The sequence below is a fragment of the Haloarchaeobius amylolyticus genome (assembly GCF_026616195.1).
GTDB lineage: Archaea > Halobacteriota > Halobacteria > Halobacteriales > Natrialbaceae > Haloarchaeobius > Haloarchaeobius amylolyticus.
In genome coordinates this window covers 707,429-728,528 of the sequence record NZ_JANHDH010000001.1, presented here as the reverse complement: position 1 = coordinate 728,528, position 21,100 = coordinate 707,429, and the positions used below count along the sequence as shown (strand labels likewise).

The 21,100-nt window shown below is 67.6% G+C and carries 16 protein-coding genes; 7 read left to right on the top strand and 9 right to left on the bottom strand.

Annotated elements, in window-relative coordinates; genetic code table 11:
* Positions 1-61: 61 nt before the first annotated feature.
* On the top strand, positions 62-3,937 hold the full coding sequence (locus NOV86_RS03795) for an MMPL family transporter (protein ID WP_267639904.1): 3,876 nt from the start codon (positions 62-64) through the stop codon (positions 3,935-3,937).
* Positions 3,934-4,716, top strand: a complete 783-nt coding sequence (locus tag NOV86_RS03790) for a TrmB family transcriptional regulator (RefSeq protein WP_267639903.1) — start codon at positions 3,934-3,936, stop codon at positions 4,714-4,716. Before NOV86_RS03795 ends, NOV86_RS03790 begins: the two co-directional genes overlap by 4 nt.
* Positions 4,717-4,993: 277 nt before the next feature.
* On the opposite strand, the gene NOV86_RS03785 is transcribed toward NOV86_RS03790, so the two are convergent.
* The 3 genes from NOV86_RS03785 to NOV86_RS03775 form a co-directional block, all read right to left on the bottom strand.
* Positions 4,994-6,037 carry a prohibitin family protein gene (locus NOV86_RS03785; protein ID WP_267639902.1) on the bottom strand — a complete coding sequence of 348 codons (1,044 nt, stop codon included), beginning with the start codon at positions 6,035-6,037 and terminating at the stop codon, positions 4,994-4,996.
* 99 nt (positions 6,038-6,136) lie between these two features.
* Positions 6,137-7,204, bottom strand: coding sequence for an mRNA surveillance protein pelota (locus NOV86_RS03780; protein WP_267639901.1), 1,068 nt, complete (start codon positions 7,202-7,204; stop codon positions 6,137-6,139).
* 54 nt (positions 7,205-7,258) lie between these two features.
* A complete protein-coding gene (locus tag NOV86_RS03775; RefSeq protein ID WP_267639900.1) occupies positions 7,259-7,969 on the bottom strand; it encodes a DUF4013 domain-containing protein in 711 nt (236 codons plus the stop codon).
* A gap of 165 nt (positions 7,970-8,134) precedes the next feature.
* Here NOV86_RS03775 and NOV86_RS03770 point away from each other — a divergent pair, with 165 nt between their 5' ends.
* Complete coding sequence (locus NOV86_RS03770; protein WP_267639899.1) at positions 8,135-8,581, top strand: DUF4870 domain-containing protein; 447 nt, start codon at positions 8,135-8,137, stop codon at positions 8,579-8,581.
* A 42-nt stretch (positions 8,582-8,623) separates the two neighbouring features.
* Here the strand turns inward: NOV86_RS03770 and rqcH are convergent, their stop codons facing one another.
* Positions 8,624-10,750 carry a ribosome rescue protein RqcH gene (gene rqcH / locus NOV86_RS03765; protein ID WP_267639897.1) on the bottom strand — a complete coding sequence of 709 codons (2,127 nt, stop codon included), beginning with the start codon at positions 10,748-10,750 and terminating at the stop codon, positions 8,624-8,626.
* Positions 10,751-10,841: 91 nt separating this feature from the next.
* Here rqcH and NOV86_RS03760 point away from each other — a divergent pair, with 91 nt between their 5' ends.
* Positions 10,842-11,087: a hypothetical protein gene (locus NOV86_RS03760; protein ID WP_267639896.1), complete on the top strand. Its 246-nt coding sequence runs from the start codon at positions 10,842-10,844 to the stop codon at positions 11,085-11,087.
* A 152-nt stretch (positions 11,088-11,239) separates the two neighbouring features.
* Here the strand turns inward: NOV86_RS03760 and NOV86_RS03755 are convergent, their stop codons facing one another.
* Positions 11,240-12,892 (bottom strand): tRNA uridine(34) 5-carboxymethylaminomethyl modification radical SAM/GNAT enzyme Elp3, encoded by a 1,653-nt coding sequence (locus NOV86_RS03755; RefSeq protein ID WP_267639895.1) that lies wholly within the window; start codon positions 12,890-12,892, stop codon positions 11,240-11,242.
* 152 nt (positions 12,893-13,044) lie between these two features.
* Here NOV86_RS03755 and NOV86_RS03750 point away from each other — a divergent pair, with 152 nt between their 5' ends.
* Complete coding sequence (locus NOV86_RS03750; protein WP_267639894.1) at positions 13,045-15,858, top strand: PEP/pyruvate-binding domain-containing protein; 2,814 nt, start codon at positions 13,045-13,047, stop codon at positions 15,856-15,858.
* 21 nt (positions 15,859-15,879) lie between these two features.
* On the opposite strand, the gene NOV86_RS03745 is transcribed toward NOV86_RS03750, so the two are convergent.
* The 3 genes from NOV86_RS03745 to NOV86_RS03735 form a co-directional block, all read right to left on the bottom strand.
* Positions 15,880-18,078, bottom strand: a complete 2,199-nt coding sequence (locus NOV86_RS03745; RefSeq protein ID WP_267639893.1) for an OB-fold nucleic acid binding domain-containing protein — start codon at positions 18,076-18,078, stop codon at positions 15,880-15,882.
* A gap of 47 nt (positions 18,079-18,125) precedes the next feature.
* Positions 18,126-18,380 (bottom strand): DUF7521 family protein, encoded by a 255-nt coding sequence (locus NOV86_RS03740; protein WP_267641703.1) that lies wholly within the window; start codon positions 18,378-18,380, stop codon positions 18,126-18,128.
* A gap of 81 nt (positions 18,381-18,461) precedes the next feature.
* Positions 18,462-18,815 (bottom strand): winged helix-turn-helix domain-containing protein, encoded by a 354-nt coding sequence (locus tag NOV86_RS03735; RefSeq protein WP_303647472.1) that lies wholly within the window; start codon positions 18,813-18,815, stop codon positions 18,462-18,464.
* Positions 18,816-19,056: 241 nt separating this feature from the next.
* On the opposite strand from NOV86_RS03735, the gene NOV86_RS03730 reads away from it, so the two are divergent.
* Positions 19,057-19,257, top strand: a complete 201-nt coding sequence (locus NOV86_RS03730) for a DUF7835 family putative zinc beta-ribbon protein (RefSeq protein ID WP_267639891.1) — start codon at positions 19,057-19,059, stop codon at positions 19,255-19,257.
* A 238-nt stretch (positions 19,258-19,495) separates the two neighbouring features.
* Complete coding sequence (locus NOV86_RS03725) at positions 19,496-20,752, top strand: RNA-guided endonuclease InsQ/TnpB family protein (RefSeq protein WP_267639890.1); 1,257 nt, start codon at positions 19,496-19,498, stop codon at positions 20,750-20,752.
* On the opposite strand, the gene NOV86_RS03720 is transcribed toward NOV86_RS03725, so the two are convergent.
* On the bottom strand, positions 20,735-21,013 hold the full coding sequence (locus NOV86_RS03720) for a hypothetical protein (protein ID WP_267639889.1): 279 nt from the start codon (positions 21,011-21,013) through the stop codon (positions 20,735-20,737). The genes NOV86_RS03725 and NOV86_RS03720 overlap by 18 nt on opposite strands.
* Between the last annotated feature and the right edge of the window lie 87 nt (positions 21,014-21,100).

Genomic DNA, 21,100 nt, shown 5'->3' with positions numbered 1-21,100 from the left:
ACAACTGTCGTATGAGTAGTCAACACAGCAGAGCCGCCGACGCCAGACGGGTGAGTCCCGCATGAAGGCGTTCGACCGGCTCACAGACGGTATCACGTCGCACAGTCGCATCGTCATCGTGGTCATGCTCGTCCTCACCGTCGCCATCGGCGCGGGGGCAGGCGGCGTCGAGAGCTCCTCCTCGCTCGACCAGTTCGAGAGCGACTCCCCCGAGGCGAAGGCGTCGGACTACATCAGCCAGAACTTCACCGCGGGCGACCAGGACACACAGATAACGCAGGTCATCGTCAGGAACCAGCAGCAGGACGGGAACGTCCTGACGAAGGACTCGCTCCTCCGGTCGCTGCAGTACCAGCAGGAGCTGCGGTCGAACCAGACCATCAACGAGACGTTCATCGAGGACAACGCCATCGTCGGCGTCTCGAACATCGTCGCCATCACCGCCATCACGCAGGAGCAGGCGGGCGAGCTGCAGGCTCGTGCGGCCGAACTCCAGCAGCGCCAGGAGCAACTCCAGCAGCAACAGGAACAGCTGAACGAGTCCTTCGCCCAGTTCGAGCAGGACCGGGCACAGGTCGAACAGCGCAGCCAGACGCTCAACCAGACCGCAGAGCTGCTGCGGGCCGAACTCACCGAGTTGCGCCAGAACCCGGACGCCGACGTCCGGACGCAGTTCGAGCAGGTGACGGCGAACACGTCGGTCACGCTGAACGAGACGCAGTACCGGACGTTCGAGCAGGCCGCCGAGGACCTGCGGAACGCCCAGAGCCAGTCCGAGGTCGAGGAGGCGTACACCCTCGGGACCCAGGGCGTCCTCAGGGCCGAGTTCCAGGCCCTGCAAGAGCGCAGCCAGGAACTCCAGCAGCGCGGGCAGGAACTCCAGCAGCAGGCCGACCAGCTGAAACAGGAGGGCCAGGAACTCCAGGAGGCCTTCAAGGAACTGCAGGCGGACCAGCAGGCACTCCAGGCGTCCGGCTCCCCGTCGCTGTCCGAGCAGATCGACCAGCTCGAGTCGATGAACGAGTCGGAGGTCGACGACGTGCTCGGCATCGTGCTCGCCGAGAGTGACGGCGAGAACGGCGGGTCGCCGTTCGCGGGCCGCGCGCTCCAGCTGATGGAGAAGAACTACGAGCCGGGCTCGACCACCGCGGACGCCCGGATGATGATCATCCAGCAGGTCAGCCAGTCCAGCAGCGACATCCAGGGTGGCGGCTCGGTCGCCGACGCGACCATCGACACCCAGCTGGAGATGCAGGACGTCGCCGAGGCGACCTCGCAGGACAACGGCGACGAGTACATCGTCTTCGGCTTCGGCGTCATCTCCCAGGAGATCGACCAGTCGCTGTCGGACTCGCTGGCCATCGTCGGGCCGTTCGCGCTGCTGTTCGTCATCGTCACGCTCGTCGTCGCGTATCGCGACCTGCTCGACATCGTCCTCGGCCTCGTCGGCATCTTCGCGGTGCTCATGTGGACGTTCGGGATGATGGGCTACCTCGACATCGCGTTCAACCAGATCATGATCGCGGTCCCGGTGTTGCTCATCGGGCTGTCCATCGACTACGCCATCCACATCTTCATGCGCCACCGTGAGGAGCGTCTGGACGAGAACACCCCGAGCGACGTGCGCGGCTCCATGCAGTACGCGCTCGCCGGCGTCGGCATCGCCCTCGTCTGGGTGACGGCGACGACGGTCATCGGGTTCCTCTCGAACCTGACCAGCCCGCTCGGGCCCATCGCGGACTTCGGTATCGTCTCCTCGTGGGGTATCGTCGCGGCGCTGGCCATCTTCGGGGCGTTCATCCCCGCGCTGAAGGTCGAGGCCGACAGCCTGCTCGAGGGCTGGGGCTTCGACCGCAAGAAGCGGGCATTCGGGACCGGCGGCGGCCGGTTCAGTCAGGTCCTGAAGGTCGGTTCCGTGCTGGCGAAGAAGGCCCCGGTCGTGGTCATCCTCGTCGCGCTCACCCTCTCCGCGGCCGGCGCCTACGGTGGCAGCCAGGTGTCGACCTCCTTCGCACAGGAGGACTTCATCGCCGGCGAACCGCCGGAGATCATGTACGAACTGCCCGAGCCGCTGAAGCCGGGCGAGTACAGCGCCAAGCAGAACCTCGACTACGTCAACGACAACTTCCAGCGCGAGGACTCGAACGCGCAGGTGCTGATAAAGGGTGGCCCGACGGACCCGAAGACGTTGCAAGCGTTGGCCGACGCGAACCGTCGCATCGACGACGGGGCGTACGACACGCCCTTCGCCGGTGCCAGTGGCGAGGTCAACACGCGGTCGCCCCTGACCGTCATGGCCCAGGTCGCGGCCGAGAACGAGAGCTTCAACCGGACGTTCACCGCCTCGGACACCGACGGTGACGGCGCGCCCGACCAGAACGTCACCGGGGTCTACGACCAGCTGTTCGAGGTCGCACCCGACCAGGCCGCCGGCGTCATCCACCGGACCGACGGCGGCTCCTACGAGGCCGTCCGCCTCGTCGTGCCCGTGAAGGGCGGCGCGTCCACCTCGGAGACGACCAAGGAGATGCGCGCCATCGCGGACAGCGTCGAGAGCGGCGCCGGGCTCGCCGACGGGCTGGTCATCGCGACCGGCTCGCCCGTGGTGAACGAGGTCGTCCAGAACGACCTGCTCGACACGGTCATCCAGAGCCTCGTCATCACGCTCGTCGCGGTGTTCCTCTTCCTGATGCTCGCCTACCGCATCACGGAGGGCAGCGCGACGCTGGGCATCGTCACCCTGCTCCCCGTCGCCCTCTCGGTGGCGTGGATCCTGGGGACGATGTACCTCATCGACATGCCGTTCAACGTGCTGACGGGGATGATCACGAGCCTGACCGTCGGGCTCGGGGTCGCCTACAGCATCCACGTCTCCGAGCGGTTCAACCTCGAGTTGGGCCGCCGCGACACGAAGTGGGAGGCGATGGACAAGACCATCACCGGGACCGGTGGTGCACTGCTCGGCTCCGCGGCCACCACGGTCGGTGGCTTCGGCGTGCTGAGCGTCGCCATCTTCCCGGCACTCCAGCAGTTCGGCATCATCACGGCACTCACCATCATCTACGCGTTCCTCGCGAGCGTGCTGGTGCTGCCGAGCCTCCTCGTGGTCTGGCACCGCTACGTCGGCGAGACCGACGACATGGTCCAGATAGAGGAGGAGCCCGAGGCCGCGCCGGTGCCGGCCGAGACGGGTAAGACCGAGACGGACGTCCCGGCCCAGGCAGCCACCACGAGCCCGAACGGCGGGGCGGTCGACACCGAGCAGGCCGACGAGGAAGCGGACAGCGCGGCGTCCGACGACGGCGAATGGACCTCGCTCGCGGCCGCGGACCAGCCCGCGACCGGCGACGAGGACGAGAGTGCTCCGGCCGGGGCCGTCCCGGCGACCACGCCGATCCTGCGCGGGACGCGGACCGTCGCGGACGAGACGCCGACGCCCGGCAGCGAGTTCACCGCGTCGCTGGCCATCCCGGACGCCGAGGGCCGCGTCATGCTCGCGGAACGGGTGCCCGGCACCGGGGGCGAGGTCTCCGAACTCTCGCCCCGGCCGACCTCCTACTCGATGGTCGGGCGCCGGCTGTACGTCCTGTGGGAGCTCGACGAGCCGACCGACCTCTCGCTGGCGTACTTCGCAAACGTCCCCGAGGACGCGAAGGCGGGTGAGCGACTCGAGTTCGAGTCCACGCTGCGCACCGCGGCCGGTGACGGCACCATCGAGGGGCCCGCGGAGCTGACGGTGATGACGCCGTTCCTCCGCGAGACGCTCGAGACGCCGCTCACCAAGACGACCCTCGACGAGGCCAGCCAGAAGGCCCGCGAGGGCAAGTTGACCCGTGACGAACTCGAGGTCCTCTACGAGCGCTGGCTCGACGGCGAGGACGACGCCGGCGCCGAGGCGACAACCGGGCAGGACGGGGGTGCGGACTTCCAGGGATGAGTGTCGAGGAAGACGACGCCATCGAGTCGCTGGAACGCCTCGGCCTCACCAGCTACGAGGCCAAGGTGTTCATCGCCCTGCAGAAGCTCGGCACCGGGACCGCCCGCGAGGTCTCCCGGGTCGCCGACGTGCCGCGTTCACAGGTGTACAGCGTGACGGAGGGACTGGAGGACCGCGGCCTCATCGAGGTCCAGCAGTCCAGCCCGATGCAGTACCGCCCCGTCAGCACCGACGAGGCGCGGTCGATGCTGCGCGAGCGCTTCGAGCGCGAGTCCGACCAGGCGTTCGACTACGTCGAGACGGTGCGAGAACAGTACGGCGACGACCAGGAGGAACAGGAGGCCATCTGGACCATCCGCGGCCGCGAGCGCATCTCCGACCGCGCCGCCGACCTCATCCGGCGCGCCGACGACTCGGTCGCCTACGCCGTCGCCTCCCCGGACCTCGTCTCGGACTCCATCGTCGAGGCCCTGCGGGCGTGCGCCGACCGCGGCGTCGACACGGCCGTGCTGAGCGAGGACCCCGCCGTCCGCGACCTGTTCGCCGACGAGGCGGGCATCCGGACCGACGAACCCGAGAACCCCCACGACGTCGACCCCGGCGAGGGTGGCCCCTGCCGTGGGGTGTTCGTCGACGACGACGCGCTGCTGATGAGCGTCCTCGGGAACGGGCAGGAACTGCCCGGCATCGACCAGGAGACGGCCTTCTGGAGCGAGGAGACGAACTTCGCGAAGATGCTCATCCAGCTGGCGAAGTCGGCCGGCGGTCCGGTCGAGTAGCGGCACCACTCTCTTCGATTTCTCGCATGTCCCGACAGCGACCCGTCAGCTGTCGCTATGTCGGTAGGCACTGTCAGGAAGGGGGTGGGTGGGGGAAAGGGTGGGGTGAGGGATGGGAGGGCGTCCGAAGCGGGGAGCCGGACGGCGTGGGGGCCTGTGACTCCGGTGGCACGGTGGTGGGATGGTGTCGAGCCTGTACGACGACCGCATCAGTACGTATCGGCTGCTGGGTATTGGAGCTATACCCAACGAGAATAGGGTCCGGTGTGCGAGCGGCTCAGACCGGGGCGACACGCGGCGGGTCGACTCCCACCGCGGCGAACAGCGACGGGTCGACAGCCGCGGCCGGGCCCGCGACGACGCGCGAGGAGTTGTTCGTCGCGTTCGCGTTCCCGTTCGGCGAATCCACCTCGCGGGTCAGCGTCAGGCCCGAGTCCGAGGGGATGTAGACCGTGTTCGGGTTCGAGCGGATGGCGTCGATGTACCGGAGCTGGAGGATCTCCGGGTTGTCGCGCAGCGCCTCGCCCTTGATGCGGATCTGTTCGGCCTCTGCCTCCGCCTCGATGACGGCGCGCTCTTTCTCCTTCTTCTCGATCTCGATCTCCGTCTCCTTCTTCTCCAGTCGCTTCTCGGTCGCCTGCTTCTCGTTGATGGCCTCGACGACCTTCGGCGGCAGCTGGACGTTGCGTATCTGGACGGTCTCCAGTGCGACGCCGTTGGCCTCGAACTCGGCGCTCAGCTGGGAGTTGATGCAGGTGCGGAACCTGTCGCGGTCGGTCGAGTAGATCTGCAGACCCTCGTACTCGGCGGCACAGCTCCGGACCGCAGAGCGCGCGGTCGGCCGGACGATCTTCCGGTTGATCTCCTCGTTCGAGGTGCCGACGGTCGAGTAGATGGCGTCGACCTCGTTCGGGACGACGTGGTACCGCACCGTCACGTCGATGTCGAGTTCCATCCCCTCCGAGGAGAGCGCCGTGATGGAGTCGTCGCGGTTCGACTTCACGCCCTCGCCGGAGGACGAACTCATCGTGTACTCCTGGGTCCGCACGTCGAAGTGGTGCGCCCCGTCGATGACGGGTAGCTTCACGTGCCAGCCGGGGCCGTAGACGCCGACGACCTTGCCCTGGCTCGTGTGTACCGCACGGGTCCCCTCGTCGACGGTAACGATGCCGCCGAAGACGAACGCCACGAGGACCACGACGAGCACGAGGAGGGTCAGGCCGGCGGCGGCGACCACGAGGCCGCGTCGGCCGCCACCACCACCGCTATCGCTACTCCCACTGCCACCACCGAGGTCGATGTCGAAATCGTCGGAACTCATCGGTGGCTGTCCCTCGGGAGCGGACCACCAATTCGTTTGCTATTCCTTCGTATCGAAAACAGGACAGGTCCCCGGACGAATGGGTGGGGTGCCGGCGGGTCAATCGAGCCGGTACCGCAACAGCGCCGCGATGCCGCCGAGGTTCTTCAGCTGCTGGCCCGGCGGGAACTCGCTGGAGAAGACGGTTATCTCGCCGCCCTTGCGCTCGACGTTCGTGATGAGCTCGTTCACGTCGAGGTCCCACTCGCCGTCGGGCCCGCGCTCCTCGCGCAGTTTCTCGTCGAGGACGAGCAGTCGGTCGATGGCGCCGTAGTCGGCGGCCTTCGCGACCATGTCCGGGCCGTAGGCGGCCTCGTGGCCGGTCGCGATGCGGGCGGTCAGCTCGTCGATGTACTCGGCCTCCTCGGCGATGCGGGTCTCGCGCTGGACGTCCTCGACCGCGCCGCGCTTGAGCACCTCGTGGACGCCCCGGTCGCCCACCGAGGCGGTGTCGACGATGGTCGTCTTCTCGGCGACCTCGGGGTGGTTCTGCTCGATGTACTTGAACGCGTCCTGCTTGGTGAAGCCGGGACCGGCGAGGATGACCGCGTCGACGTCCATCCGGGCCAGCGCCTGCGCCAGTTCCGCGAACAGCTCCGAGCGACCCCGGGCGTACTCGCCCTTGCCCGTCGTGCCCGTGAAGCTCCCGCGGTCCTCGGTGCCGTACTGGGCGACGGTGTGGATGTGCGCCTCGCCCTCCTCGACGGTCGCGATGGCCACGTCCGGGTTGTCCGCGGACTCCTCGGCCTCCGAGAGCCGGTCGAGCTGGTCTGGCTTCCACACCTTCTCGACCTCGATCTCGTCGTGCTCCTCGACGTTGAGCGTGTGGTGGAGGCCGAGCTGGTCCTCGCGGGAACAGCGTTCGATGGTCCCCGACACCCGCAGGCGGTTCGCGAACTTGTGGAACTCCACCTCCTCGACACCGATGGTCACGTGCATGTGCTCGCGCTCGCCGCCGGTGTCGCGCAACTGCTCGTCGTCGCGCTGGATGCGGCGCGTGGTGTCGCCGGCGACGAGGTCGCCGGGTTCGAGGACGTACTGGAGGTGCCACAGGTCGTCGATGGTCTCGGGGACGAGCGTGATGCGTTCCGAGCGCCCGTCGACCTGCACCCGCTCCTTGATCTGCATGTGGGCGATTCCGGCCGCCGGTCGTACAATCCTTTCCTTTCTCCCGCAGCGTGGCTACCCGACGACGCGCCGGTAGCCAGCGCCCGTCAGCCGGGCGGCGACCAGGCTGGTGTACACCGAGACGACGAGGGCGAACAGGCCGAGTGCGCCCCGGTTGGCGAGCACGACGCCGAAGAGGGTCGCGCCGATGCCACCGACGACGAACGCGACGGTCCACGTCAGGAAGTAGGCGCTGTGGCGGTAGACGTGGAGGCGACCGCGGGGGTCGAGTGCCTCGGCGAGGGAGCCATCGGTCGCGAGGACCGCCAGCGCGCCGGGAAACAGGTAGACGATGGCGAGGGCGAGACAGACCGTGACGGTGCCGCCGAGCACGAACAGGGCGCCGCCGCCCCCCGAGACCTCGCTCGGGGACAGCGAGCCGACGCCCTGGACCGTCACGAGCAGGACGACGGTCGGAATCGAGAGGCTGGCGACGGTCAGGACAGCGGTCCGGGCACCGTCGCTCCCCAGTTCCCGCATCGAGCCGAGGCTGGGCGGGTCGGCGTCGCCCGCGATGGTCGTGGCGACCACGGCGTGGCAGTACCCGGCCCAGAGCAGGACGGGAACGACGGCGAGCAGGGCCGGCACCAGCGCGACGACGGTCGGGTACAGGCCGACCGCGAACCGGGCGAGGAGGGCGGCCGCGAGGCCGAAGCCAGCGAGTGCGGCCCAGACGGTCCGGGCGTCGTCGCCACGGAAGGGGTAACGAAACGCGTCGACGAGCACTCAGCAGTCACCTCGGCGACGGGTCGGGCCGGTCATGGTTCGCGGTCGCACCCGGAGTCGCAAGTGCCTGCTGGTTCTCGACGCTGCCCCGAACCGGTCGTTAGACCGTTCGAGAAACCCACAACGGGTGCATAGGTTTATCGTGTGACATTGTGATAGGACCACATGGCAACCGACGACCTCACGGCAGACCCCATCAGCACTGCAGATTCGACCAGCGAGCCGACCGCGACATCGACCAGCGAGAAGACGAGCCTCGGCGTGGACGAGAACGTCGCCGGCGCGCTCGCCTACGTCTTCGGCGTCGTCTCCGGCGCCATCGTGTTCGTCCTCGAATCCGAGAACCAGTTCGTGCGGTTCCACGCCGCCCAGTCCATCGTCCTCTCCATCGCCATCTTCGCGGCGTCGTTCGCACTGGCGATGGTGAACATCGTCCTCGGTATCGTCATCGGTGGGCTCCTCGGCGGACTCATCTCGCTGGTGCTCTCGCTGGTCGGCCTCGTGGCAGGGTTCGGGGCGTTCGCGCTCTGGCTCTACATGCTTTACAAGACGTACCAGGGCGAGACGGTCCGGGTCCCGGTCGTCGCCGGCATCGCCGACAGCATCGCCTGAGACCGAGCGACGCGACCGACGCGACCTGTTTTCGCGACGCCCCTACTCCTCGAGGATGCGGCTCCCGCCCGGCGGGAGGAAGTGCTGTATCTTGTCCGGGCTGGCCACCTTCCTGACGAACGACGTGTCCGTGAACGCCTCGCGGAACCCCCGGTAGATGCGCTTTGCCACGTCGCCCTGTGCGAACCGGCCGGGTTCGACCCGCGCACTGACCTCGGTCCGGTCCTCGATGGCCGAGGGCGGCCCGCCGATGACCCGGGTCAGGGGCTCGCACTGGATGCCGACCGCACAGCCGACCGCGGTGTCGTTGTGGTAGGTTCGGTCGCGCCGGATGGCGAACGACCCCTTCTCGAGGTACTCGCCGCTCTCGGGCGTCTTGGTCACCTGGTCGCCGTCGACCGCGTACACGTCGGCGGCGAAGACGCCGTCCTTCCAGACCGAGGAGTACGTCACCGCGAACTGGGCGGCCTCCTCGATGCTCGACTCGGGGAAGTCGACGTCCCGTGACGGCTCGCTCGGGTCGGTCGCCTTCAGGACGGTGACGGGCGCGCCGTGGGCCTGCGTGTGGAACACCTTGTCGCCCTTGTCGAGGTACTTCTTGACCAGTTCCTCGTTCTGGTCGGCGTTCCGCCCGCCGATGACGAGGAAACCGTCGCTGGTGTGGAACCAGCGGAAGCGCTCGAACCACTTCTCGTCGGTCCGGATGGGCACCGACTGCAGAGCGAGCCAGTCGGTCTCGGCGTCCTCCTCGTCGCCCGCGTCGTCGTCTTCCTCCTCGCGGGCGTCCCACTGGTCGCGGCGCTCCTTGATGTCCGCGAGTTCCTCGCGGGTGTCCTCGATGGCCGCCAGCGCGCCCTCTTTCTTCTCCTCGACGCGCTTGGCCTCGGTGTAGAGCCGGTCCGCGTTCTTCTCGACGCCCTCGAACACGTCCACGGTGACGTCGGTCCCGTCGAGGTCGAGCGTGACGGTCCGTTCCGCTCCGTCGACCGAGACGACGGCCTCGGCCTCGGGGATGCCCTGCTCGGCCCCCTGGTCGAACTTCGCGGCGATGTCGTCCCACGGGACCTCCTCCTCGCGGGCGGCCCGGATGGTCGAACAGACCTCGTCGACCAGTCCGTAGTGGCTGTACAGCAGTTCGGCCTTCTCGCGCTCGGCCTCGGCCTGCTGCTCGAAGCCCTCGATGGCGCCCTCCTGCTGCTCGATGATGCGCTCGTGCTTGGCGATCTGCTCGGCGAAGTCCGGCCGGTTCGACCCGCTTTTGCCGCCGGACTCCTCCTCGTCCTCGACCTCGAGCTCGTAGAAGTAGTCGTCACAGGCGCCGTTGAACGTGTCGTAGACGTCGCTGGCGAGCGTCTCGCGCTCCTCCAGCGGGACCGGCGTCACGTCGAGGACGCGGCGGCTGCCCTCGTCGTCCTCGGGTTCCTCGTAGTAGATGCGGGGGTCGAGGTCGGCCGACGAGAGCGACTGCGCGAGGCGCTGGACCGCGTCGTATATCGCCTCGTACTCGGCCTCGCCCGCCTCGGCGATATCCATCGCCTTCTCGACGCCGGCGCGCTGGCAGAGCTCTTCGCCCCAGAGCCCGCCCCAGTTGAGCTGGGTGGCGAGCGTCCGGACCACGTCGGTGTCGGACTCGTTCATCTTCGCGACGAAGGCGTCGTAGTCCACCGTCAGCGGGTTCAGTCGCGACTCCGGGAACTCGTACAGCGAACCCGGCGCGACGGTTCGCGACTTGAGGCGGACGGTGTCGAGGCAGTCGACGACCTCGTAGTTCTCGTCGCAGACCGCGACGTTCCCGTGGCCGAACAGCTCGACGATGATCTTCGTGTCCTTGTCCTCGCGGGAGAACGAGAACTCGAGGATGCGGTCGAACTCGAACTGCTCGACGCCCTCGAAGTCAGCGCCGGAGAGGCGGTTGCGCAACATCATCGCGAAGTTCGGCGGCCGCCCGGGCGCGTCGGGGACGTGACTCGGCGCGGCGACGTGGGCGCGTTTCGTGTCGCCCACCTCCAGGAGCAACTCGACCCGGCCGCGCTCGAAGTCGCGCATCTTCAGGCGGAGCATGTCGTCGCCGTAGAGATACGCCTTGTCGAGCTTCGCGCCCCGGTAGGCGTTCAGCTCGGAGACGAGGGCGGCGAGGTCGACGCTCGTCAACTCTCGCTTGGGTTCCATGCGCGGGTTTTTACGTGGGGAGGGTAAGGGCCTGTCGTTCAGGACCGCCGGGCAGAACGGTTATGTCGCTCGTTCGAGTCGTCCCGACAACATGGCCGCAGGCCCGCCCTCCGCCCCCGACGGCGCGTCGATGATTCCCCTCCCGGCTCGGCTCGTCGGTGGGGCGACGATGGCACTCGTCGTGGTCGCGCTCGTCAGCTACGCCATCTACCTCGGTATCGTCGGCAAGGGCGCGAACGCGGCCGTCCTGCAGGTCTGTCTCGGCACGTTCGGCCTCGGTGTCGTGCTCGTGCTCTGGGACGAGTTGACCGACTTCTTCGACGAATCGCGGCCGTGAATCGCGTGGCGAACAGACGGACGCTGCGGGAGGAAACACGCGAGGCTGGCCCGTGCAACCGCTGGGCCTCGCGTGCTGGCTGGTCAGAACACGCCGATGGTGGCCGCCTGCTGGTACAAGAAGAGTCGGGTCGAGTCGGTCCGCACCCGCGTCTACAACCGCTTGCTCACGTACGGCCCATCCTGGTGGTACCCGAGCTTGTTCCGGTAGTACTCCCGGGCACCGATACCGGAGATGACGCTGACCTTGTCGTAGCCGGCGTCGGCCGCCAGTTCCTCGGCCTTCGCGAGTAGCTTCTGGCCGTAGCCCTTGTGCTGCCAGTCGTGGCTCTGCTGGCCGACCTCGACCATCGGGCCGTAGACGTGGAGTTCGCGGACGAGCGCGGCGTTCTGGAGTTCCCGTCGCACGGGGTCGCCAGGGAAGCGCAGGCGACAGAAGCCGACGAGGAGGTCCTTCTCGGGGTCCTCGTAGCTGATGAAGTGCTCGGTGCCGCCGGCGGCCTCGTAGGTCATCACGTCGAGTTCGACCTCGTCGGGCACCTCGTCGTTCATGCCGACCTCGCGACAGCGGATGCAGTCACAGGTCCAGCCGTGGTCCTCCATCTTCTTGCGGGCGAGCTGGCGGAGGTTGGACTTCCAGACGCCGGCGTCGATGAAGTCCGCGGGGATGTCGCGCTGGACGCGCTGGAGCCGGGTGTACTTCGGGATCATCGATTTGATCTCGGCGACGAGTTCGGCGGCCGTCTCGTTGTCCAGGGGTTCGTACTCGCCCTGGTGCCAGGAGTCGTAGACGAGGGTGCCGCGGACGACCAGCGTCGGGTAGATTTTGAGATAATCTGGCCGCCACTTCTCGTCCTCGAACAGCCGGCGGAAGTCCTCCAGGCACATCTCCCTGGACATGCCGGGCTGGCCGGGCATCATGTGGAAGCCGACCTTGAACGCCGAGTCACGGAGGCGCTGGTTGGCCTCGATGCTGGCCTGGGCGCCGTGGCCGCGGTGCATCTCGCGGTTGATGCGCTCGTAGGTTGTCTGGACGCCGACCTCGACCTTCGTGCCGCCGAGGTCGAGCATCCGGTCTATCTGCTCGGGGTCGCACCAGTCGGGCTTGGTCTCGAAGGTGGTCCCGATGTTGCGGACGTCGGCGGTCTCGTTCTCCGCGATGACGTCCTCCAGGTACTCGAAGTCGTACTCGTCGGGCGCTTGCGCGAAGCTCTCGCCCTCGGCGGGTTCGGGCTGCTTGTCCACGTCGTAGTCGTTCATCGCCTCCAGCGCGCGCTTGACGAACCACTCCTGGTAGTCGTGGCTCCGGGCGGTCATCGTCCCGCCCATCAGGATGAGTTCGACCTTGTCGACGGGGTGGCCGATCTCCCGGAGCTGTTCGAGCCGCAGGGTGACCTGCCCGTACGGGTCGTAGTCGTTCTGGACGCCGCGGGCCGCCGCGGGCTCGTGGCCGGTGTAGGACTGCGAACTGGAGAACTCGCTGGCCGGGCCGCCCGGGCAGTAGAGGCACTTCCCGTGCGGGCACATGTGCGGCGAGGTCATGATGGCCACCGGAGAGACGCCGGAGGCGGTCCGGACGGGCTTGCGCATGAGGACGGACTCCAGCTCCTCGCGGCGCTCCTGGGGCGCGTGGTCGAGAATCTCCGAGTTCTTGGGGACCTTCGGCGCGGAGTGTCGCGAACAGGCCTCGAGCTTGGCCGACTCCACGTCGTCGCGTTCGAGGTCGCCCGCGAGGATCTGCTCGACGAGGTCCTCGCAGACGGCCGCGAACGCGTCGGACTCGGTCGGGTCCGTCTCGGTACTCATTGCTATGGCATGGCCGTGTGACAGCAAAAAGGGTGTCGGGACCGCGTCGCTAGCGCTGGTCGCACGGCGCCCCACGCCCTCCTATATATATCGAATCGCGGAACCGTCATATCGCCTCGGCCCGTACACTGCCCACTCTGGGGGGAGCACAAGTGGGAGTACCGACAGTCGTTCCGTTAGCCGAACCGCTCGCGACCGACCCGAAGTGGACCGGGGGCAAGGGCGCGAACCTGGCGAGACTCGTGGCCGTGGACCTGCCGGTCCCGGCGGGGTTCTGCGTCACGACCGCGGTCTACTGCGAGGTGGTCGCCGACCCGACGGTGCAGGCCCGCATCGCCGCACTGGCCGACCTCGACCCCGCCGACACCGAGGGCATCAAGGAGGCCGGTCGGCGCACCCGCGAGGCCATCCGGGCGCAACGCCTGCCAGCCGCCATCAGGCAGGAGATAACCGCCGAACTCGGCATCCTGGGCATCGACGACGCCTACGCCATCCGGTCGAGCGCGACCGCCGAGGACCTGCCACACGCCTCCTTCGCCGGCCAGCACGACACCATCCTGAACGTCGTCGGGCCCAACGCGGTCTGCGGGACGGTCGTCGAGTGCATGGCCAGCGCGTTCACCGACCGGGCCATCGTCTACCGCCAGCGAAACGGTATCCCGCACGAGGCGGTCGGCTGCGCCGTCGTCGTCCAGCGCATGGTCTACCCCGAGGCGTCGGGCATCCTGTTCACGGCTGACCCGGTGTCGGGCAACCGCACCCGGGTCACCATCGACGCGGGCTACGGCCTCGGGGAGTCACAGGTCGGCGGCCGCGTCACCGCGGACACCGTCCACGCCGACGCGAGCACCGGCGAGGTCCTCGAGTACACCGTCGGCGAGAAGCGCGAGGCCGTCCACGCCACGCCCGGCGGCGGGACCGAGACGACGCAGGTCTCGGCGAAGAAGCGCCGCCAGCGCGTCCTCACCGACGCCGAGGTCCGCGGGCTCGTCGACATCGGGAACCAGGCCCACGACCTGTTCGGGGCACCGATGGACGTGGAGTGGTGCCGCGACGACGACAGGTTCCTGCTCCTCCAGGCGCGCCCCATCACGACCCTGTTTCCGGTCCCGGAACCCGCACCGGAAGACGACGCCCTGCACGTCTACTACAGCTGGAACCACAAGGAGGCGATGTCGGCGGCGATGCCGCCCCTCGTCGTGGACGTCTGGCGCGACCTCCTCACGGAATCCATGCGCCGGTTCGGCCTCGGGGGCGAACGCGAGGTCGCGACCGCCGGCGGGCGACTCTACCAGGACGTGACCCCCTTCGTCCGGAACCCGCGGCTCCGCGGGCGGTACCTGGCAGCCATGGCGAGCGTCGACGAACCCGCGGCCGTCGCCATCGACGCCTTCGTCTCCGAGCGCGACCCCTGGCCCGACGAGGCCGGGCTGGTCCGAACCGTGGGCCGGAACCTCGGGACGGCGACACGCGTCGCGCCCCTGCTCTCTCGCATCACCGGCAGTGCCCTCGGCGCGCTCGTGCTCGGGAGACCCGACGCTGCTGCGGCCCGCCAGCGCGAGTGGTACGACGAGTTCGCCGCGGACGCGGTCACGCGAATCCGGCGCGAGCAGACCGTCGAGGAGCGCGTCAAGACCGCCCTCGACGAACTCACGGGGTCGGTCTTCGGCGTGATGGGACGGTTCTTCCCGTTCTACGCGACGTTCGTCGCGGGCGCCGCGCTCCGGCGGCTCTGCCCCGGCCACGAGGCCGACATCGACGCGCTCGGACGCGGGCTGGCCGGCGACGTGGTCACCGACATGACGCTCGCACTCGGCGACCTCGCGGACCTCGCGCGGTCGCTCCCGGCGGTCGCACGCGCCATCGAGGCCGGGCAGGACCGCGAGACCGTCGCCCGAACCGAGGGCGGGGCCGCCTTCGACGCGGCGCTCCAGTCGTTCCTCGACGAGTACGGTTTCCGCGGGCCGACCGAGATAGACCTCTCGCGGCCCCGCTGGCGCGAGGACCCCTCGCAGGTGCTCCAGACCGTCCGGGGAGCGTTGCTCGGAGGCGAGACGGGGCTCCACCGGGCGCACTTCGCCGACCTGGTCGAGGAGGCCGAAGCGGCGGCGACCCGGCTGGAGGTCGCCGCAGCCGAGCAGGCAGGACGTGGTCCCCGCGGGCAGGCCAGGGCCGCCGCGGTCCGCCGACTGGTCGCGGTCTACCGCGGCTACCTCGCCCTCCGCGAGCACCCGAAGTACGGCATCGCGCGCCTGCTGGCCGCGGTCCGGGAGCAGCTGGTCGCCGCCGGGGAGACGCTCGAAGCCGCGGACGTACTCGTCGACACCGGGGACGTCTGGTACCTCCACCTCGACGAACTGCAGGCCGCACTCGCCGGGGAACCCATCGCGCCCGACCTCCGGCGGCGCAAGGCCCTGTTCGCCCACCATGCGGCCATGCACGCCCCACGGGTCGTCACCAGCGAGGGCGAGGCCCTGGGCGAGCCACGCATCGCCGAGGACGACGCGCTGGAAGGCACACCCGTCTCTCGGGGCGTGGTCGAGGGCTTCGCCAGAGTCGTCCGCGACCCGACCACAGAGACGCTGGCCCGCGGCGAGATCCTCGTCACGGAGTTCTGCGACCCCGGCATGACGCCCCTGTTCCTGAACGCGGCCGGCCTCGTCACCGAGGTCGGCGGTCGCATGACCCACGGTTCGCTGGTGGCCCGCGAGTACGGCATCCCGGCGGTCGTCTCGGTCCCGGCGGCGACGGCCCGCATCCAGACCGGCCAGCGCATCCGGGTCGATGGCACCCACGGGACGGTCGAGGTGCTCGACAGGATACCGACCGAGGAGTTCCCGAAACTGGAGCGGGTGCGGCCCGCGTTCGAGTCGGAGACTCCCGAGTCCGGAAGCGGGCCGGCGGCGTCGGACACGGCGGCGTCGCGGACCGACGGCTCTGCGTCTGAGCGACGACGAGAGGACTGAGAACGGCGCGAACGCCCTGTTCTACGGCTTGAACGACTTCGCGATGGCCGAGACCGTCGCGTTGAGCACGTCTTCGCGCTCGCCGGAGAGGTACTCGAGGTGGCCGTCGCGGCCACCGACGACGCTCAGGCCGGACTCGGGAACGACCTCCGCGACCTCGTCGGCGACGCCACGCATGTCGACGTGGTCCGTGCTGCGGAGGTAGAGGTCGTCGTCACCAAGTGCGAGCGTGACGAGCGTCTCGTCGGTCTCTGCGGCCTGCTCGCGGTGGAGCGCCTCGAGCAGGAGTTCCGTCGGCGGGAAGTCGAAGCGGTGCGTGAACGCGTCGGCGTCGAGCACGGCGAACTCGATGCCCTTCGCGGTGCGCGTCGAGACGTTGCGCCGGGCCGTCTCGAGTTCGCGCTCGAGCTTGATGCGGAACTGCTCGCTGACGTGGCCGGCGAGCCCGTCGCTCTCGTTGAACAGCAGGTCCGTGATGAGTTCGCGCTTGTCCTTGTAGGACTGGTAGTACGCCTCCAGCGCGATGGCCTCGCGGAGTTCGCGGGTCTCGTCGGCGTCGTAGCCGGCCTCGCTGGCGAGGTCGGTGTAGGCCGACGGCGCGTCCGCCCAGAAACTGACGGCGGGGAGGTGACGCAGGTCCTCGCGCACGTCCTCGTTGACGTGGGCCGCGACGTTCGCGGCGAGGGTCGCGCTCGTCACGTCGTCGCCCGACCCGGCGAGGTGCGGGTTGACGATGCCGGCGACCGAGTCGACGATCTCCTCGTCAGGGTGGCCCGCGTCGACGACGACACGGTCGGCGTCGTAGACGTCGAGCAGGTCGTAGCTCTCGCGGGACTCCAGCGTGCTGCCGAGGTCGGCGAGGACGACGAGCGGGAGCTGCTCGCCGTGGCGCTCGCGCGCGTCGAGCATGTCCGTCACGTCGTTCGTCGCGGCGTCCATGTCGTACACCGGCTCGTCGAGCGGGCGGCGCTCGAAGAAGTGGTAGACGGCGTCGTCGCGGGCGTGCTCCTCGCGGACGAGCGGGAGCACGGCGCGCTCGATGGCGGCGCCGGCGACGTAGCCCTCGGCCGTGGCGCGGTGGCGCACGACGACCGGGCGGGACTCGATGACGGCGCGGCGGATGGCGGTCGCGACCTCGCGGATCTCGTCGGTGACGGCCGCGACGGCGTCGTGGTCGGCGAGCAGGTCGATGCTGCCGGGGTCGGCCTCGTCGTCGATGGCGGCCTGCATGCGCTCGTCGACGGCGGCTGCCTCCTCGCCCTCGAGGATGGTCAGGGACTCCGTCTCGACCTGGATGTTGTCGTGGCGGCGCTCGACCTCGCCCTCGAGACGGACGACGTCGTCGACGCTGACGTCGGGGTAGGCGCGCACGCCGGCCTCCTCGAACGCGGCGCACTCGATGACGCCGCTCTCGTCGCGCAGTTCGAAGACGGTCGGGCCGGACGTCTGCCGGACGCTGATGACCTCGCCCTCGATGCTGACGACCTGGCCGACCTGCTCGGTCAGACCGTCGATCTGGGTCCGGGCGAGCGGTTCGTCGTCGCTCGGCTCGGGCGCGGCGTCGCTCTCGTCGGCGGTTGCGGGTTCGTCGGCGGCGGACTCGTCCTGTGCGGACTCCGCCTGTGCGGACTCCGCCTGCGCGGACTCATCGGTTCCGTCCTGCTCGTCGTCGGCCCCGGACGCGTCCGAGGCCGAGTCAGCGTTTCCCTCGTCGGGCGCCTCACCGGGTTCTTCGGTCTTGTCGCTGCTCGGGGTCGCGTCGCTGCCGTCGGGGGTGCGGACCTGCGTGGTGGCCTGCTGGGTCCCCTCGGTCGTCGCGGCGACCTCCTGCTTCTCCTCCTCCTCGGGCAGTTTGTCACCGCTCGGGTTGTCGATGAGCTTGCCGCGGAACTCGGCCTCGTCCTGGCGGATGGACCAGCCGAGGTCGATGTTGCCGTTGTCGCGCACGTCGGTGACCTGCACGTAGACGGTGTCGCCGGACTGCCAGTCGAGGCTGTCCAGGCGTCGGTCCAGCTCGCTCCGGTGCAGGAGCCCGGTGACGGACGTCCCGATGTCGACGAAGACGCCGAACTCGGCGAAGCCGTCGACGCTTCCCTCGTAGTAGCGTCCGGGGGTCAGTTGGTTCGGGGAGTTGCCCTCGAAGACGAAGACGACGTCCTCTTCGTGACTCTTGCAGATGTGCCCGTCGACCGAGGCACCACAGATGATACAGTTACCCATTTGCCGGAGTAGAATGGACCCGGCCTAAAACTGTTGTCGAAACTCGCTCAGCGGTACAGGGAGAGATACAGCATGCTGAACCCGACGATGAACGGCACCGTCTCGGCGATGTTGAAGTAGACGACGCCCTTGGTTATCTGCATGCTGATGTTCGTCAGGGCGACGCCCATGCTGATGAAGGCGAAGCCGATGAACGCCGATTCGAGCCGTTTACCGCCCTTCTGGTTGTACGCCTGAAAACTGATGAAGGTGAGTCCGAGCGCGAGCGCGAACAGGATCAGTCGCATCAGCATCAGCACCATCCCGGCGATTTCGATCAACTCGACCACGGTTGCTCACCTGCTACTGTGTCCGGGGATATAACTGCACCGCCGGGGGCCCGGTCAGCGACCGAGCTCGTCCCAGAGGCTGGAGAACCGGTCCGGGAGGTTCTCCTTGCGGTAGATACGGATGTCGTACTCGTCCTCCTTGAGCCGGATGACGGTCGCGTCGAAGTTGGACTTGATGGCGTCGTAGTGGTTCCCGTCCTTCGCGACGAGCGTCTCCGAGGTGACGAGGTCGTGTTCTTTGAGCATCTCGATTCGTCGGTACACCGTTGGGAGGGAGAGGTCACAGAACTCGGCGACCTGCTTGGCCGAGCGAGGCTCCTCGCTGACCGCGGCGAGCACTTCGCGCGCGTGCTCGTCGCCGATGGTGTCCAGAATCTCCTCGATTGGCCGCTCGTCGTCCACGGACATACGTCGCCGGTTCCGGACTATAAGGTTTTGGGCTCCGGTGGAATCCCCGAAATACGCAGGATGGGAACGGGATGGTGGTCGCATCGGCCACTATTTTTAAGTAGCCTCGCCAGTGCGAACAAGTGCTGGAACGTGGCCTACCTGGTGCGTTCCCAGGCCGCTACTAAGTGGTACCACAAGGTTATTTCTCAGCCTGAAAACGCTAATCGGGCATTATAACAGTAGAGGCTAATCTCCATGTATGGCAACGACTGACGACTCATTCAATGGGCTGACCGAACGCTGCGACTGCTGTGGCACGGAGACGCTGCACAAGGTCTCCGTCCAGATCATCACCGAGAGTTCCAAGCAGGAGAACGCGCAGTTCTCCCGGGAGCCGTACCGCGTCAAGGAGTGCCAGACCTGCGGCGAGCGCTCCAGCCAGCGGATGAACAACGCCTGAGGCGGCGCCAGAACCGACAGACCGACTGACGGACCGCCGGCACGACAGCTGGGTACTGTCCGCCGGCACGCGTATCCCACACCGGGTGGTTCGGGGCCTTCACATAGGTGCAAGGCGGAAGCCCACGGCTTCAGCCGTGGGGGAGGCCGACACTCGCGCCACTCACATTCTAGCACAGCGTGTCTGACTCCCCTGTGCTGCGGTTTTTATACGAGGACGAGGCCAGAGTCGGGTACAGATGGAGGTTTCACGTACCATCCCCGTCAAACTAGATGTCCCCGACGAGCGGTGCGTCGACCTCCATCGAACCATCTCGCAGTTCACCCACGCCTGCAATTACACTGTCCAGCACGGCAGGAACGACGAGGGCTTGCTCATCCTCAACAAGTCCACCATCCACGACGAAGTGTACCACGACCTGCGAGACGAGACAGACCTGCCTGCAAACCTCTGCGTTCGAGCGTACTCGAAAGCCGTCGAAGCCATGAAAAGCACCGTCGCAGACTGGAAGAAAGGTAACAGCCGACCACTCCCACGATTCACCGAACTATCCGCCGTCTACGACAAGCGAACGGTGACAATCAAGGATCGGTCGGCCACCCTCTCGACCATCAACGGACGAGTCGCCGTGGACTACGTTCTCGGTGACTACCAGAAGTCGTATCTGGATGATGAGGACTACGAAAAACGGATGGGGACGCTCCACTACCGCGAGGATGAGGACGCGTTCTACCTCCACATCGTCATCAAGAAAGAGGTCGAAGAACGGGACGGCGATACGGTACTGGGGGTGGATCTGAACCTGAAGAACGTCGCCGTGACCAGTACGGGGTCGTTCTACGACGGTGGCACCCTACTGTGGGGACAGAATCACTACTTCCGCGTGCGTCGAAGCCTTCAGCACAAAGGCACTCGCTCCGCCAAGCAGGTACTCCGGCGACTGTCGGGGCGAGAAAACCGCTTCGTGCTGAATCGCCTGCACACGATTTCTCGACGTATCGTCGAAGAAGCCGACGCCCACGATTGTTCGTACATCGCTGTCGAACAACTGACCCACATCCGCGAGCGGATGGATAATCGGAACGACCGAGTGAAGCGGCAGATGCACAACTGGGCGTTCCGCGAACTCCAGGAGATGCTCGCGTACAAGGCCGCAGAGTATGGTATCCGTGTTGAACAGATACCGCCCGCGTTTACGAGTCAGACCTGCTCGAAGTGCGGGCAGCAGTCCAGCACGAACCGCGACAGCAAGACTGGGTGGTTCGAGTGTAACGACTGTGGGTACTCGATTGATGGCGACTACAACGCCTCGAAGAACATCGGTCTCAAGTTGGTAACTGTACCAGAGGGCAAAAGCCCCTCTGGGTTGGGCGACGGTCATCTCGCCCTGAAGTCCGGGACGCTGAACGGGAACGGCGAGTACACCGCCTACTCCGATTCGGAGGCAGACCGGAAGTCCACGGACAAGCCCACGACTTCAGTCGTGGGTCGATGACTCGAAGACCGCGGACTCCTCTTCCAGTTCCTCGACGTCCTTCGTGAGCGACCGCACCTGCTCGGGGAAGAGCGCGACCTGTACCTCGTTGCCCTCGTCGTCCTCGAAGACGAGCTTGACGCGCTTGTCGCCGAACTCGCGCGCCTCGGCCGTCTCCACGTCGAAGAGCTTCGCCGACCCGGACTTGTTCGCGGGGCCGACGTTCTTGATGGACCCATCTTTGAGCTCGACCATGAAGTCACTGAGCTGTAGCGTGAGCATGCCGCGGGCTACGCCTTGTGGGACAAATAACCCGCCGGACGACCGTCGTGGACTGCCGTCGCGTGCAGTTTTAAGTTCATTTCGGGA

Excerpts from the sequence above, each read along its gene's own strand:
- NOV86_RS03795 (WP_267639904.1), top strand. The coding sequence starts at position 62 with ATGAAGGCGTTCGACCGGCTCACAGACGGTATCACGTCGCACAGTCGC.
- NOV86_RS03790 (WP_267639903.1), top strand. The coding sequence starts at position 3,934 with ATGAGTGTCGAGGAAGACGACGCCATCGAGTCGCTGGAACGCCTCGGC.
- NOV86_RS03785 (WP_267639902.1), bottom strand. The coding sequence starts at position 6,037 with ATGAGTTCCGACGATTTCGACATCGACCTCGGTGGTGGCAGTGGGAGT.
- NOV86_RS03780 (WP_267639901.1), bottom strand. The coding sequence starts at position 7,204 with ATGCAGATCAAGGAGCGGGTGCAGGTCGACGGGCGCTCGGAACGCATC.
- NOV86_RS03770 (WP_267639899.1), top strand. The coding sequence starts at position 8,135 with ATGGCAACCGACGACCTCACGGCAGACCCCATCAGCACTGCAGATTCG.
- rqcH (WP_267639897.1), bottom strand. The coding sequence starts at position 10,750 with ATGGAACCCAAGCGAGAGTTGACGAGCGTCGACCTCGCCGCCCTCGTC.
- NOV86_RS03760 (WP_267639896.1), top strand. The coding sequence starts at position 10,842 with ATGGCCGCAGGCCCGCCCTCCGCCCCCGACGGCGCGTCGATGATTCCC.
- NOV86_RS03755 (WP_267639895.1), bottom strand. The coding sequence starts at position 12,892 with ATGAGTACCGAGACGGACCCGACCGAGTCCGACGCGTTCGCGGCCGTC.
- NOV86_RS03745 (WP_267639893.1), bottom strand. The coding sequence starts at position 18,078 with ATGGGTAACTGTATCATCTGTGGTGCCTCGGTCGACGGGCACATCTGC.
- NOV86_RS03740 (WP_267641703.1), bottom strand. The coding sequence starts at position 18,380 with ATGGTGCTGATGCTGATGCGACTGATCCTGTTCGCGCTCGCGCTCGGA.
- NOV86_RS03735 (WP_303647472.1), bottom strand. The coding sequence starts at position 18,815 with ATGTCCGTGGACGACGAGCGGCCAATCGAGGAGATTCTGGACACCATC.
- NOV86_RS03730 (WP_267639891.1), top strand. The coding sequence starts at position 19,057 with ATGGCAACGACTGACGACTCATTCAATGGGCTGACCGAACGCTGCGAC.
- NOV86_RS03725 (WP_267639890.1), top strand. The coding sequence starts at position 19,496 with ATGGAGGTTTCACGTACCATCCCCGTCAAACTAGATGTCCCCGACGAG.
- NOV86_RS03720 (WP_267639889.1), bottom strand. The coding sequence starts at position 21,013 with ATGCTCACGCTACAGCTCAGTGACTTCATGGTCGAGCTCAAAGATGGG.